Source organism: Achromobacter sp. (assembly GCF_050285585.1).
Classification (GTDB): domain Bacteria; phylum Pseudomonadota; class Gammaproteobacteria; order Burkholderiales; family Burkholderiaceae_B; genus Achromobacter.
Genome location: NZ_JBLZXF010000011.1, coordinates 124,349 through 136,873, shown reverse-complemented (window position 1 = coordinate 136,873; position 12,525 = coordinate 124,349). Strand labels below are relative to the sequence as shown.

Genomic DNA, 12,525 nt, shown 5'->3' with positions numbered 1-12,525 from the left:
ATAAAAGTTGCGGAAAGCGTGTTGCCGGCCTAACTGTGGTCCTATTTTAATATGAGAATAGTTTTCATTCATAAATGCGAAGCGGGCGGATGCGGCACGTGGGGTGCGGCCCAAGCCTGGGACGGGAGAAATCGGAATCATGAGCAGGAAAGATCTGGCCGCCGGCTGGCGCGTACCGGGTTCACGCACGCGGCTGGCCGTGGCGCTGTGCGCGGCGGGTTTCGGGGCGGGGTCGGCATGGGCGCAGAGCGACGACGCCGCCAAGACGATGGAAACCGTGGTGGTGACCGCCTCCGGCTATGAACAGCAGATCCAGGATGCGCCTGCTTCGATCAGCGTCATTACCCGCGAGGACCTGGACAAGAAGTTCTACCGCGACCTGAACGACGCGCTGGTGGAGGTGCCAGGCGTGATCGTCACCGGGGGCGGCGACCGCCAGGACATCAGCCTGCGCGGCATGGGCCCGAAATACACGCTGATCCTCATCGACGGCAAGCGCCAGAACTCCCGCGAAACCCGCACCAACTCAGACTCCACGGGCGTCGAGGGAGGCTGGACGCCGCCGCTTTCCGCCATCGAGCGCATCGAAGTGGTGCGCGGCCCGATGTCCTCGCTGTACGGCTCGGACGCCATGGGCGGGGTGATCAACATCATCACCCGCAAGGTGCCGGACGCCTGGGGCGGCGAGATCCGCCTGGACACGACGATCCAGGAAAGCAGCAAGTCGGGCGATATCTACCAGGGCAACTTCTACCTGGCGGGCCCCATCAAGACCGATCTGCTCGGCCTGCAGATCTACGGCCAGGCGACGCAGCGCGACGAGGACCGCATCGTCGACGGCTTTCGCAAGCGCAACGCCGAAAGCGTGACCGCCAAGCTGGCGTTGACGCCCAACCGCGACCACGACATCGTCCTGGAAGCGACGACCATGCGGCAGAAGCTCCAGGAAACACTGGGCAAGACCGTCGCGCCGCTGGCGCCGGGCGAGGCCTGCTCGCGCAATGGATGCCCGGCTTCGTCGGAAACCGACTACCGCAGCAACAAATGGGCGCTGTCGCACACCGGGCGCTGGGGCTGGGGCGTGTCGGACAGCTACGTGCAGCAGGAAGAATTCGATAACCGCTCGCGGCAGATGAAGATCAAGAACCTGGATATTCAGACGAGCTGGTCTCTGCCGCTGGGTTCGCACATGCTGACCCTGGGCGGCAGCTACCTGAACCAGCGCCTGAACGACCAGACGGGCAACCAGCTGGCGGGCGGCCCCAGCAAGGTGGAACGCTACCAATGGGCGCTGTTCGCCGAGGATGAGTGGCGCCTGACCGAGGATTTCGCGCTCACGACCGGCCTGCGCATGGACGAAGACGAGAACTTCGGCACGCATTTCAGCCCGCGCCTGTACGGTGTCTGGCACATGGCGGAACGCTGGACCCTGAAGGGCGGCGTTTCCACCGGTTTCCGCGCGCCCGACCTGCGCCAGACGGTGGCCGGTTGGGGCCAGGTCAGCCGCGGCGGCAACATGTACGGCAACCCGGACCTGACGCCGGAAAAGTCGGTGACCGAGGAAATCGGCATTCTCTATGACGACGGCGAAGGCTTCAACGCCGGCCTGACCCTGTTCAACAACGACTTCAAGGACAAGATCACGCGCGTGGCGTGCCCGGCCAGCCAGTGCACGGACGGGCCCAATCAGTTCGGTTCGGATCCCACCACGTACATGAACGTGGACAAGGCGAATTCGCGCGGCGTGGAAGCCAGCATGAAGCTGCCGCTGTCGCGCGAATGGTCGCTGACCAGCAGCTACACGTTCACGAAGTCGGAGCAGAAGTCGGGGGAATACAAGGGCCAGCCCCTGAACCAGCTGCCCAAGCACCTGTTCACCACCACGGTGAACTGGCAGGCGTCGGACGCGCTGCAGGCCTGGGCGCGGATCAACTACCGCGGCAAGGAAAGCCAGCCCATCACCGGCCCGTCCTCGTCGTCGGTGGTGGCGCCGTCCTACACCTTCGTGGACCTGGGCGGCTCGTATCAGCTCAACAAGACCGTGTCGGTGTATGCCGGCATCTACAACCTGTTCGATAAGCAGGTCACGTATGACGACTACGGCTATGTCGAAGACGGCCGCCGCTACTGGCTGGGCGTAGGCGTGAAGTTCTGAGACCGGCGGGCGCGCGGCGCCCGCCACATGAAGAGGTACGCATGAAGAAGCAAATGCTAGCGGGCTGCGCCCGCCGATGGCTCGCCCGGACCGGAGTCGCGCTGGCCTTGAGCGCCGCCACCGCTGTGGCCGTGGCGCAGGCGACGATCCCTGTGAAACACGCGCGCGGTGAAACCGCCGTTCCCGCCAATCCGGCCAAGACGGTGGTGATGGACCTGGCCGTGCTGGACACGCTGCATGCATTGGGCGTGGAAGTGACGGGCGTGCCCAGCGTCGCCAAGCTGCCGCCGCAACTGGAACAGTACGCGGACAAGCGCTACCTGAAGGTGGGCACGATGTTCGAGCCCAACTACGAGGTGATCCACGCGGCCGCGCCGCAGGTCATCTTCGTGGCGGGCCGCTCGGCGCCCAAGTACGACGAACTGGCCAGACTGGCGCCCGCCGTCGACCTGACCGTGAACGCCAAGGACCTGGTTGGCAGCGTGGCGCGCAACACGGAAACGCTGGCGGCCATCTATGGCAAGCAGGAGGCGGCCCGGCAACAGCTGGACGCGCTGCGCGCCTCTATCTCGGATTTGAACGCCAAGGCGGCCGGCGCCGGCACGGCGCTGATCGTGCTGACCACGGGCGGCAAGATGAGCGCCTACGGCCCGGGTTCGCGCTTCGGCGTGATCCACGACGCCTTTGGCGTCAAGCCGGCGACGACGGGGTTGAGCGTGTCCAACCACGGCCAGGCGATCTCCTTCGAATTTATTGCGCAGACCGACCCCGACTGGCTGTTCGTGATCGACCGGGACGCCGCGATCGGCCGCGAAGGCGTGTCGGCGCAGCGCATGCTGGACAACGAGCTCGTGCGCCAGACCAAGGCCTGGAAGAACAAGCACGTGGTCTACCTGAACGGCTACAACTGGTACCTGATGGGCAGCGCGGGCCTGGCTGCCATGCAGCAGAACGTGGACGAGATCGCGCGCGCGCTGGCGGCTGGCAAGTAGCGCCGCATGCATGGAGCAGGAGCAGGGCGGGTGAGCGGTCGGCAGTCGATGGGCGGTTGGGGCGGGTTCGCGGCGGTGGCGGCATTATTGCTGCTGCTGTGCGCGGCCAGCGTCAGTCTGGGGGCGGGGCAGTTGTCCTGGGCCGCGCTTTGGGGCGGCGAGGACGCGGAGCGCGCCTGGCGCCTGCTGATGGTCAGCCGCGTGCCGCGCACGCTGGCGCTGCTGCTGGCCGGCATGTCGCTGGCCGTGGCGGGCCTGATCATGCAGATGCTGGTGCGCAACCGTTACGTGGAACCCACTACCGCGGGCACGGTCGAGTCCGCCACCCTGGGAATTCTCGTGATCACCCTGCTGGCGCCGGAAACGCCCGTGATCGGCAAGATGCTGACGGCTACCGGATTCGCCCTTGCGGGCACCCTGCTATTCCTGGCGTTGCTGCGCCGCGTGCCATTGCGCACGCCGTTCATCGTGCCGCTGATCGGGCTGATCCTCGGCGGGGTGATCCACGCGGTGACGACCTTCGTCGCGTACCGCTACGATCTGCTGCAATCCCTGCATGCCTGGACTACCGGCGATTTCTCCGGCGTGCTGCGAGGGCGCTATGAGTTGCTGTGGATCGGCTTCGGGCTGGCCTGCGCCGCCTATCTGGCGGCCGATCGCTATACCGTGGCCGGCATGGGCCGCGAGTTCGCGTCCAACCTGGGCTTGAACCACGCGCGGCTGACCCTGGCCGGCCTGCTCATCGTGTCGGCGATCTCGGCCGTGGTCGTCGTGACCGCCGGCGGCATCCCTTTCCTGGGTCTGATCGTGCCCAACGCCGTCAGCCTGATGCTGGGCGACAACATGCGCCGCTCCATTCCATGGGTGGCCGCGCTGGGCGGAATCTTCGTGCTGGCCTGCGACATCATCGGCCGGCTGGTGATCCATCCCTACGAGATTCCCATCGGCACCGTCGTCGGCGTGCTGGGCAGCATCCTGTTCCTTTGCCTGCTGCGCATGCGGAGGAATCGCCTTGCTTGAAAACGTGTTTCCGGCCGCCGCCCGCGCGCCCCAGGCCTGGCGCCTGGGCCTGCTGGCGGCCGCCGCGCTGGCCTGTATGGCCGCTTTCATGACCCTGGGCGCCAATGGGCAATGGTCGTTCGTGATCCCGTTCCGGGGAGCCAAGCTGGGAGCGATGCTGCTGGTCGCCTACGCCGTCGCGCTGTCGTCGGTGCTGTTCCAGACGATCACCCACAATCGAATCCTGACCCCGGCCATCATGGGGTTCGACGCCTTGTACCTGCTGATCCAGGCAGTGGTGGTGTTCGGCTTCGGGCAGGCGGCCGCGACCGTCGGGCATCCGGTGGCCGCCTTCCTGCTGGAGGTCGGGGCCATGACGGCGTTCGCCTGCCTGCTGTTTCGCTGGCTGTTCGCCGACGGGGTGCGCAGCCTGCACCTGATGATGCTGGTGGGCATCATCTTCGGGCTGTTGTTCCGCAGCCTGTCCAGTTTCGTGGTCCGGCTGATCGACCCCAATGAATTCCTGGTCCTGCAGGACCGCATGTTCGCCAGTTTCAACACCGTGCGCGTGAGCTTGCTGCCGATCGCGCTCGCGGCCGTCTTCGCGGCGTCGCTGCTGGTCTGGCGCATGCGCCATCGCTACGACGTGCTGGCGCTGGGACGCGAGATATCCGTGAACCTGGGCGTGGACTACCGTCGCACGCTGATGCGCACCCTCGCGGCCATCGCGGTGCTGGTTTCCGTTTCCACGGCGCTGGTCGGCCCGGTGACCTTCTTCGGGCTGCTGGTGAGCAATCTGGCCTACCAGGCCATGGGCTCCGACCGGCACCGGCACACCATCCCGGCCGCGGCCCTGCTGAGCGTGATCTTCCTGGTCGGCGGCCAGACGCTGCTGGAGCGGGTGCTGGGCCTGAACACCACGGTCAGCGTGGTGATCGAATTCGTGGGCGGCGTCATGTTTCTCGTCCTGATCCTGCGCAGGGGGCGCCGATGATAGAAATCCAGCAAGTCAGCAAACAGTACGGCGACAGCGTGGTCGTCGATGGCGTTACCTTGTCCCTGCCGGCGGGCGGCGTCACCGCCATCATCGGGCCCAACGGCGCGGGCAAATCGACGCTGCTGTCCATGGTCAGCCGCCTGCTGCCCATGTCCGCGGGCCGGGTGCTGGTGGACGGGCTGGACGTGACGAAGGCGGACAGCCGGGAACTGGCGCGCCGCCTGTCCATCCTGCGGCAGGACAATCACCTGCCGCTGCGGCTGACGGCGAGGGACCTGGTGGCGTTCGGCCGTTATCCGCACACTGGCGGCCGCCTGACGCTGGACGACAAGGAGCACATCGACCGAGCCATCGCCTACCTGAACCTCGAGCCGCTGGCCGACCGCTACCTGGACGAGATGTCGGGCGGGCAGCGCCAGCGCGCCTTTGTCGCGATGGTGCTGTGCCAGGATACGCGCTACGTCCTGCTGGACGAACCGCTGAACAGCCTGGACATGAAACACGCCGTCGCCATGATGGGCACCCTGCGCCGCGCGGCGGACGAACTGGGCAAGACCGTGGTGCTGGTGTTGCACGACATCAATTTCGCGTCTACCTACGCGGATCGCATCGTCGCGATGCGGATGGGCCGCGTCGCCCGGCAGGGGACGCCCGCGGAGCTGGTTCGGGCAGAGGTGCTGAGCGCGCTGTACGAACTGCCGATCGAGGTGCACGAGATCGGCGGCAGGCGCATCTGCGTGTACTACCGCCAGGCGGATTGACCGCGTCCCGGCCGGCTATCGGCGCAGCGGCGATTCCCGCGCCAGGCTGTCGGGCTCCAGCGCGGCCAGTGCGTCCAGGAACCGCCATGCGAACGACCCCGGCCCCGCGCAATGGGCGCCGGCGCGCTGGCCGGCGATAGCGAAGCACGACAGGGCCGCCACGGCGGCCGCATAGGGGTCGGCGCGCGACACCGCGGCGAATGCGCCGACCGTGGCGGTCAGCGCGCAGCCCGTCGCGGTGACGCGCGGCATCAATGCGGAGCCGCCCGCGATGCGCACCGAACGTTTGCCGTCCGTCACGAAATCCACCTCGCCGGTGACGGCCACCACCGTTTCGCGCGCCGCCGCGATCGCGACGGCCGACTGCTCGGCCTGGGCCACCGCATTGCCGGAGTCGACGCCCTTGCCGGCGCTGCGGCCGCCGGCCAGGGCGATGATCTCGGAGGCGTTGCCCCGAATGATGGCGGGCCGCAGATCCAGCAGCCGCTTTACGGCACCGCGGCGAAAGGCGGTGGCGTGATGCGCCACCGGATCCAGCACCCAGGGCGTGCCGCCCTGGCCGGCCGATTCCGCCGTCAGCAGCATGCTCTCCAGCCAGGGCGCCGACAGCGTTCCGATATTGATCACGACCGCGCCGCTCATGCGGGCGAACTCCGGGGCTTCCTCGGCGGCATGGACCATGGCCGGAGAGGCGCCGATGGCCAGCAGCGCGTTCGCCGCATAGTTCATGGACACGAAATTGGTCAGGCACTGCACCAGCGGCGCGTCGCGGCGCACGGCCTCGAGGAGGCCCTGCGAAATGCCGGCCTGAGCGGCGGGGGGAAGGGGATGGGCTTGCATGCCGGGCGGTCCTTGCAGGAAGAACGCGCTGGCGGGGAAGGCGGCCGCGCGCGCTGCGCGGGCGAAGGCGCCTGGCCGCTGCACCGTCCCTACGCCAGCGTTATCTGGATCAGGTTCGACGGGTCGCCGTGCATTGCGGGCCCCGGTGGGGCCCGCCAACGGATTCTCAGCTTCTTGCCGAAGCTCCCCGGGTGGATGTCCGTATGTTCCGAGCGGGCGTGGGGCTTGTCAAGTTGCGTAGCAAATTTATATGTAAATGATAAATATATTGAGATTGATTCTTGTATGTATGAAAATGCCGCACCTTTTTAGCTCAGTCCTATCCCGATACGCGCCGCACGCTCATGTCCGCTACCCGTTCGATTTCCGCAGCATTGATTGCCCTGGCGCCGTTTGCCAGCCCGGCCCGCGCCCAGAGCCAGAATATCGCCCCGACCTTGCCCGCCGTGAGCGTGTACGGCAGCGATGACACGTCACAAACCTATAACCCGCCCGACTCCTCCAGCGCCACCAAGATCGACGTTCCTCTGCGGGACATCCCGCAGACCGTCAATGTCGTGCCCGCGGAAGTCATGCGCGACCAGCATGCCAACTCGATACAGGACGCCCTGAAGAATGTGCCGGGGGTGAGCTTTTCCTCGGGCGATGGGCAGCGCGATCAGGTGTCGATCCGGGGCTTTACCGCCATCGCCGACCAGTTCGTCGACGGCTTTCGCGATGACGCGCTGTACTACCGCGATCTGTCCAATGTCGAGCGCATCGACGTCATCAAGGGGCCCGTCGCGGTCCTGTACGGCCGGGGATCGTCCGGCGGCCTGATCAACCGCATCACCAAGAAGCCAGGCGAGGACATTACGCAGCTGGGCCTGAGCTACGGCTCGTGGAACGACCGGCGCCTGGACCTGGACCTTGGCCGCGCGACGGAAGGCGGCAGCATGGCATGGCGCCTGACCGGGGCGGTCGAGAAGGGCGACAGCTACCGCGACAAGCAATTCCTGGACCGCAAGGCCATCGCGCCATCCGCCATGATGCGTCTGGGCGAGGACACGACCTTCCTGATCCAGACTGAATTCCTGGAAGACCGCCGCGTTACGGATTTCGGCATCCCCGCCTATCACGGCCGTCCGGTGGACGTGGACCCATCCACCTATTACGGCGCGGAGAATGCGCGCGATGTGGACTATTCGCAGGCGCGCGTGCAGTCCTACGCCGGCACGCTGACCCACCGCTTCAACGAGAACTGGTCGCTGCGCAACGCCACTCGCTACTACCACTACACCCTGGACCGCAACAACACGCTGCCGGGCGTCGTCAATGACGCCGCGCGCACGGTGACTCTGAACCGCTCGAACGTGCGCCGCGAAGAGCATGGCTGGACCAACCAGACGGAATTGACGCAGCGCGCGCAATGGGGCTCGGTAAGGCACGAGGTCCTGTACGGCGTGGAAGTCGGGCAGCAGAACAAGGACCTGGTGAACTATTCGGCCAACAACGTGGCGACCGTCGATCTGTTCGATCCGGTGCTGCCCACGTTGCCGAGGCAGATCGCGGGCCGGCCCGGCACGGACAACTTGGGCCGTTTCAATACCCTGGGCCTGTATGTCCAGGACATGGTGTCGCTGGGCGAGCATTGGAAGGTGCTGGGCGGCGTGCGCCACGACCGCTTCGAGCAGAAAACCGAAGACCGCCGCAACGGCACGAACCTCGCGCGCACGGATTCCAACTGGAGCCCGCGCCTCGGCCTGGTGTTCCAGCCCGATGCCGCGCAGTCGTACTACCTATCATGGAGCCAGTCGTACCAGCCCTCGGGGGAAGCGTTCTCGCTGGCTGCGAACAATGCCGATCTGGCGCCCGAGAAAACCACCAACTACGAGATCGGCGCCAAGTACGATTTCATGGATGGCAGGCTGTCCACCACGGTGTCCATCTTCCGGCTCGAGCGTACCGACATCAAGGTCAACAATCCCGTCACCAACTCGCTGGTGCCGGTAGGCACGCAACGTACGGACGGCGCCGAATGGACCCTGTCGGGCGATTTGAGCAATGGCTGGCGCGCGATGCTGGGGTACGCCTATCTGGACGCGCGCGTTACCGAGTCCATCGCGAAGGACGGCGGCAAGAGAGTGGAAGGCAAGCGCGCCACCCTCACGCCGCGGCATGCCGGCAATATCTGGATCACCAAGGATCTGGGAGACGGCTTTGGCGCCGGCGCGGGCCTGAACCTGGTGGGTTCGCGGTTCGCGAACCCGGGCAATACCGTCACGCTGCCTGGCTATGTGACCGCCGACGTCGCGGCCTGGTGGCGCAAGGGACCGTATTCGGTGCAGCTGAACGTGTATAACCTGTTCGACGCCGGCTATATCGTGTCGGCGCACGGGAGCAGCCCCAACCTGAACATGCCGGGCGCGCCGCGCAATGCGATGCTGAGTCTGCAGTACCGGATGTAAGGCCTTGGCCGGGGGGCTTGCAGCCCCGCCAGCGTCAGGGGGCGGACGTATCGAAGGCCAGCAAATTGCGCTTGACGAGGCTCAGCATGTCGGCCAACTGGTGGCGCTGTTCGGCGGTGAGCCCTTGCAGGATGGCTTCGCTCATGACGTCGCTCTTGACGCGCATGCGTTCGATCATGGCGCGGCCCTCCGGCGTCAGCAGCACCAGCTTGGTCCGTCTGTCCTGCTCGTCGGCTCCCCGGCGCACATAGCCCAGCGCTTCCAGGCGGTCGACCAGGCCGCCGAGCGCGGCGCGGCCCAGGTCCAGCACGTCGGCCAGGTCGCTTTGCGACATGCCGTCATGGCGGGACAGGTGCGCCATGACCCACCACTGGGACCGCGTGATGCCTTCGGGTTTCATGACCTCGTCGAAGACCTTGCGGCGCAGTCTCGATACATCGTGCATCAGGAAGCCCAACCGCTGGTCCCAGTTTTCCTGCGCGTTGTTCACCGCCTTGTTGGCCATTCAGGCATCCTCCAGCCGGATCAGGCGCTTGCCCATGTTCTTGCCCTGGTAGAGATCCGCGATCGATCCCGGCGCGGCTTCGATGCCGTCCAGGATCTCTTCGCGAAAGCGCAATTTTCCTTCGCGCACCAGGGGCGCCAGCGCGGCGACGGCTTCTTCGTAGCGGTGCTCATAGTCCCATACGAGGAAGCCCTGCATGCGCGCCGCCTTGTTGAGCAGGTGGCGCTCGACGCGTGGACCGGTGGGCCAGGGATCCCAACTGGCCACGGATGCGGTGCCGCAAATGACGATGCGCGCGTGCCGGTTGATCAGCGGGAGCACGGTATCGCTGATGCGCCCGGCGGTGTTGTCGAAGTAGACGTCCACGCCGTCCGGGCAGGCATCGGCCAAGGCTTGCGCCAACTCGGGCGAATGGTAATCGACCGCGGCGTCGAAGCCGAAGTCCTCCATGCAGAGACGGGTCTTGGCTTCCCCGCCCGCGATGCCCACGGCCCGGCAGCCCTGGTGGCGGGCCAGTTGCCCGACGACCGAGCCGACCGCGCCCGCGGCGGTGGAGACGACGACGGTCTGCCCGGCCCGGGGTTCGCCGCAGACGTTGAGCGCGAAGTAGGCCGTGACGCCGTTCAGCCCAAGAACGCCGAGCGACAGCGACAGGGGCAGATCGGTCTCCAGCACGCGCCGCCGGATAGCCTGCCCGTCGGTCACCGCGTAGTCCTGCCAGCCCAGCATTCCCATTACGAGGCTGCCTTCGGGATATCGCGGATTGCGCGACGCGACCACGCGTCCGGCCGCGAACGAACGCATGACTTCGCCTATCGCCACCGGGTCCGAATAGTTCGCGGCGGCATTGACCCAGCCGCGCATGGCCGGATCCACGGACAGGTATAGGTTCCTGACCAGGACTTCGCCTTCCTTCGGTTCGGGCACCGGCGCGGTGCGGACATCGAAGTGCGAGGCCTGCGGAATGCCCAGCGGCCTTTCTTTCAGGACGACCTGCCGGTTTACCAGGTTCCGGATCTGCATTGCCTGTCTCCTTGGGGTTGTTCCCAATATTGTATGGATGCATACAGTATGTTAGCGTTCATTTTAACGCGATGGGCCGGGATGTCCATGGCCAAGCGGGCGGCAGCCCCGCGGCGCGCAGCGAAGGAGACGACGATGGCAGGGTTGTACTTCGAGCAATTCCAGGTCGGGCAGTGCTTCCACCATGACGTGCGGCGCACGGTCACCGAGACCGACAACGTGCTTTTCTCCACCATGACGATGAACCCCGCGGCCATCCACCTGGATGCGGAATACGCCAAGACCACCGAGTTCGGCCGTCCCCTGGTCAATAGCGCCTTCACGCTCGGGCTGATGGTTGGGATATCGGTGGGCGACACCACGCTCGGCACCACCGTAGGCAACCTGGGATGGGACGAGGTGCGTTTTCCCAACCCCGTGTTCGCCGGCGACACCCTGCGCGTGGAAACGAAGGTGCTGGAGCTGCGCGACAGCCGTTCGCGTCCGCGCAACGGCATCGTGGTCTTCGGCCACGAAGCCTACAACCAGCGCGGCGAGCTGGTCGCCAGCTGCCGCCGCGTGGCGCTGATGCTGCGCCGGGCGGCCTGAAGACGCGGCCCGTTTCCCGCCGATTTTCCCTTTACTGGAAAGGCTACCCATGGATTTCGCGCTTAGCGACGAGCAGACCGCCATCCGCCATGCCGTGCAGGACCTGTGCGCGGGATTCGATGACGACTACTGGACCCGCAAGGACAGGGAAGGCGGCTTCCCCGAGGATTTCTACCGCGCCATGGCCGGCGCCGGTTGGCTGGGCGTGGCCATGCCCGCCGAGTACGGCGGCGCCGGCCTGGGCATACAGGAAGCCGCGCTCATGATGGAGACCGTCGCCGCTTCCGGGGCCGGCATGGCGGGCGCTTCGTCCATCCATATGAATGTGTTCGGGCTGCACCCCGTGGTAGTGCATGGCAGCGACGCGCAACGCGCGCGGTGGCTGCCGCCGGTCATCAGCGGGGAGCAGAAGGCCTGCTTTGGCGTGACCGAACCCAATACCGGGCTCAATACGCTCAAGCTGCGCACCCTGGCCGTGCGCCGGGGCGACCGCTATGTGGTCAACGGCCAGAAGATCTGGATCTCCACGGCGCAGGTGGCCAGCAAGATCCTGCTGCTGGCGCGCACGACGCCGCTGGATCAGGTGAGCGGTCCGACGCAGGGCCTGAGCCTTTTCTATACGGACTTGGATCGCAGCCGCGTCAGCGTGCGCGAAATCGAAAAGCTGGGCCGCAAGGCCGTCGATTCCAACGAATTGTTCATCGATGGACTGGAAGTGCCGGTCGAAGACCGTATCGGCGAGGAAGGCAAGGGCTTTTCCTACATCCTGCATGGCCTGAATCCCGAGCGGGTCTTGTTGGCGGCCGAAGCGACGGGGCTGGGGCGGGCGGCGTTGCGCCGGGCCGCTGCCTACGCCGGCGAGCGGATCGTATTCGACCGCCCCATCGGCCAGAACCAGGGCGTGCAGCATCCGCTGGCCGAACGCTGGGTGGAACTGGAGGCGGCCGAATTGCTGTATCGCCGCGCCGCCTGGCTGTACGACCAGGGGCAACCCTGCGGCGCCGAGGCCAATGCGGCCAAGTTCTTCTGCGCCGAGGCGGGCTTCCGCGCCTGCGAGACCGCGGTGCTGACCCATGGCGGCATGGGCTACGCGAAGGAATACCACGTAGAGCGGTACTTTCGCGAAGCCATGCTGCCGCGTATCGCGCCGGTCTCGCCGCAATTGATTCTTTGCTACATCGCCGAGAAGGTCTTGGGCCTGCCCAAATCGTATTGAGG

At 66.2% G+C, this 12,525-nt stretch carries 11 protein-coding genes and 1 riboswitch; of the genes, 8 read left to right on the top strand and 3 right to left on the bottom strand.

Features of this window, described 5'->3' with window-relative positions; all coding sequences use genetic code 11:
• Positions 1-139 precede the first annotated feature (139 nt).
• The 5 genes from ACN6PJ_RS17195 (at position 140) to ACN6PJ_RS17175 (ending at position 5,904) form a co-directional block, all read left to right on the top strand.
• On the top strand, positions 140-2,155 hold the full coding sequence (locus ACN6PJ_RS17195) for a ligand-gated channel protein (protein WP_427997057.1): 2,016 nt from the start codon (positions 140-142) through the stop codon (positions 2,153-2,155).
• A gap of 41 nt (positions 2,156-2,196) precedes the next feature.
• Positions 2,197-3,147: a siderophore ABC transporter substrate-binding protein gene (locus ACN6PJ_RS17190; RefSeq protein ID WP_427997056.1), complete on the top strand. Its 951-nt coding sequence runs from the start codon at positions 2,197-2,199 to the stop codon at positions 3,145-3,147.
• A gap of 48 nt (positions 3,148-3,195) precedes the next feature.
• Positions 3,196-4,167 (top strand): ABC transporter permease, encoded by a 972-nt coding sequence (locus ACN6PJ_RS17185; RefSeq protein ID WP_427997099.1) that lies wholly within the window; start codon positions 3,196-3,198, stop codon positions 4,165-4,167.
• Between the two features lie 76 nt (positions 4,168-4,243).
• Positions 4,244-5,140 (top strand): iron chelate uptake ABC transporter family permease subunit, encoded by an 897-nt coding sequence (locus ACN6PJ_RS17180; RefSeq protein ID WP_427997098.1) that lies wholly within the window; start codon positions 4,244-4,246, stop codon positions 5,138-5,140.
• A complete protein-coding gene (locus ACN6PJ_RS17175; RefSeq protein WP_427997055.1) occupies positions 5,137-5,904 on the top strand; it encodes an ABC transporter ATP-binding protein in 768 nt (255 codons plus the stop codon). Before ACN6PJ_RS17180 ends, ACN6PJ_RS17175 begins: the two co-directional genes overlap by 4 nt.
• Before the next feature lie 15 nt (positions 5,905-5,919).
• Here ACN6PJ_RS17175 and thiM read toward each other — a convergent pair whose 3' ends face one another.
• Positions 5,920-6,744, bottom strand: coding sequence for a hydroxyethylthiazole kinase (gene thiM / locus ACN6PJ_RS17170; protein ID WP_427997054.1), 825 nt, complete (start codon positions 6,742-6,744; stop codon positions 5,920-5,922).
• Between the two features lie 68 nt (positions 6,745-6,812).
• Positions 6,813-6,944: riboswitch (TPP riboswitch) on the bottom strand.
• A gap of 144 nt (positions 6,945-7,088) precedes the next feature.
• Here thiM and ACN6PJ_RS17165 point away from each other — a divergent pair.
• Complete coding sequence (locus ACN6PJ_RS17165) at positions 7,089-9,191, top strand: TonB-dependent receptor (RefSeq protein WP_427997053.1); 2,103 nt, start codon at positions 7,089-7,091, stop codon at positions 9,189-9,191.
• A 34-nt stretch (positions 9,192-9,225) separates the two neighbouring features.
• On the opposite strand, the gene ACN6PJ_RS17160 is transcribed toward ACN6PJ_RS17165, so the two are convergent.
• Positions 9,226-9,696 carry a MarR family winged helix-turn-helix transcriptional regulator gene (locus ACN6PJ_RS17160; RefSeq protein WP_427997052.1) on the bottom strand — a complete coding sequence of 157 codons (471 nt, stop codon included), beginning with the start codon at positions 9,694-9,696 and terminating at the stop codon, positions 9,226-9,228.
• A complete protein-coding gene (locus ACN6PJ_RS17155; protein ID WP_427997051.1) occupies positions 9,697-10,719 on the bottom strand; it encodes an NADP-dependent oxidoreductase in 1,023 nt (340 codons plus the stop codon).
• A gap of 135 nt (positions 10,720-10,854) precedes the next feature.
• Here ACN6PJ_RS17155 and ACN6PJ_RS17150 point away from each other — a divergent pair, with 135 nt between their 5' ends.
• Both ACN6PJ_RS17150 and ACN6PJ_RS17145 read left to right on the top strand, forming a co-directional pair.
• The gene (locus ACN6PJ_RS17150) at positions 10,855-11,307 is read left to right on the top strand and encodes a MaoC family dehydratase (protein WP_427997050.1); all 453 of its coding nucleotides are present in this window, start codon (positions 10,855-10,857) and stop codon (positions 11,305-11,307) included.
• Between the two features lie 49 nt (positions 11,308-11,356).
• A complete protein-coding gene (locus ACN6PJ_RS17145; protein ID WP_427997049.1) occupies positions 11,357-12,523 on the top strand; it encodes an acyl-CoA dehydrogenase family protein in 1,167 nt (388 codons plus the stop codon).
• The last annotated feature ends 2 nt before the right edge of the window (positions 12,524-12,525 follow it).

What these genes read in the sequence shown, in the direction of transcription:
- ACN6PJ_RS17155 (WP_427997051.1), bottom strand. Translation starts at nt 10,719, where the DNA reads ATGCAGATCCGGAACCTGGTAAACCGGCAGGTCGTCCTGAAAGAAAGG.
- ACN6PJ_RS17145 (WP_427997049.1), top strand. Translation starts at nt 11,357, where the DNA reads ATGGATTTCGCGCTTAGCGACGAGCAGACCGCCATCCGCCATGCCGTG.
- ACN6PJ_RS17190 (WP_427997056.1), top strand. Translation starts at nt 2,197, where the DNA reads ATGAAGAAGCAAATGCTAGCGGGCTGCGCCCGCCGATGGCTCGCCCGG.
- ACN6PJ_RS17160 (WP_427997052.1), bottom strand. Translation starts at nt 9,696, where the DNA reads ATGGCCAACAAGGCGGTGAACAACGCGCAGGAAAACTGGGACCAGCGG.
- ACN6PJ_RS17185 (WP_427997099.1), top strand. Translation starts at nt 3,196, where the DNA reads ATGGGCGGTTGGGGCGGGTTCGCGGCGGTGGCGGCATTATTGCTGCTG.
- ACN6PJ_RS17195 (WP_427997057.1), top strand. Translation starts at nt 140, where the DNA reads ATGAGCAGGAAAGATCTGGCCGCCGGCTGGCGCGTACCGGGTTCACGC.
- ACN6PJ_RS17150 (WP_427997050.1), top strand. Translation starts at nt 10,855, where the DNA reads ATGGCAGGGTTGTACTTCGAGCAATTCCAGGTCGGGCAGTGCTTCCAC.
- ACN6PJ_RS17180 (WP_427997098.1), top strand. Translation starts at nt 4,244, where the DNA reads ATGGCCGCTTTCATGACCCTGGGCGCCAATGGGCAATGGTCGTTCGTG.
- ACN6PJ_RS17175 (WP_427997055.1), top strand. Translation starts at nt 5,137, where the DNA reads ATGATAGAAATCCAGCAAGTCAGCAAACAGTACGGCGACAGCGTGGTC.
- thiM (WP_427997054.1), bottom strand. Translation starts at nt 6,744, where the DNA reads ATGCAAGCCCATCCCCTTCCCCCCGCCGCTCAGGCCGGCATTTCGCAG.
- ACN6PJ_RS17165 (WP_427997053.1), top strand. Translation starts at nt 7,089, where the DNA reads ATGTCCGCTACCCGTTCGATTTCCGCAGCATTGATTGCCCTGGCGCCG.